The sequence below is a fragment of the Streptomyces sp. NPDC029296 genome (assembly GCF_055569255.1).
This window is the reverse complement of the sequence record NZ_JBVHXT010000121.1, coordinates 475-1,176: the sequence shown is the minus strand read 5'-3', so window position 1 is coordinate 1,176 and position 702 is coordinate 475. Positions and strand designations below refer to the sequence as shown.

Sequence of the window (702 nt, the reverse complement as noted above, 5' to 3'; positions counted from 1 at the left end):
CGTACGACCGCCGACGTGTTACGCAACCAGCTCGCCCGTGCCGAGCAGGAGGTCGCCGCCCAGGCCGTGAGCGCCGAGGCGAAGGACGGCGAGGTAAAGCGCCTGACCGATGAGCTGAATGACGCTCGCCTCGCTCGGAAGGCGGCACTGGTCGCGTACGAGATTGCCGACTCCCGGGCAAGCCGTGCCGAGGAGCAGGTTGCCGGGCTGGAGGCCCGCCTTCGGGCGGTCCAGGAGCAGCCGGATGCCGGTGAGACCAGCACGGCCGAGCCCCGGGCGGAGGACAGGGACTACGCCCTCACCTTCCTTAACCTCGTGCTTCCACAGTTCGCCAACGTCGTCGCGCAGAACGGCGGGGTCCTCCCGGACGACCACTACGAGGCCCTGTCGAACTACGTGAACGGTGCTTCGCGGTACGGCCTCAGCGACGCAGAGGTCGAGGAGCTCCGAGTGCGGCACGGCCTTCCCGCGCTGATCTTCCAGAGGGCGAAGGACTACGTGCCCCGCGCTCGTTCGGCCGGCGCTGCCTGACCCACCTTCCGGACGAACGACCACGGCCCTGGGGGGGGGGGGGGGAAAAAGGGGGGGGGGGGGGGGGGGGGGGGGGGGGGGGGGAGGGGAGGAGGGGGGGGGGGGGGGGGGGGGAGGGAGCTCATGTACCGGTAGACAGCCAGGAGGTCGTGTACCGCCTCCGTGACGGCG

General features: G+C 71.5%; 1 protein-coding gene. It reads left to right on the top strand.

Features of this window, described 5'->3' with window-relative positions; all coding sequences use genetic code 11:
- On the top strand, positions 1–531 hold a 531-nt coding region (locus ACZ4W9_RS40320), incomplete at its 5' end, for a hypothetical protein (RefSeq protein WP_467944224.1).
- Between the last annotated feature and the right edge of the window lie 171 nt (positions 532–702).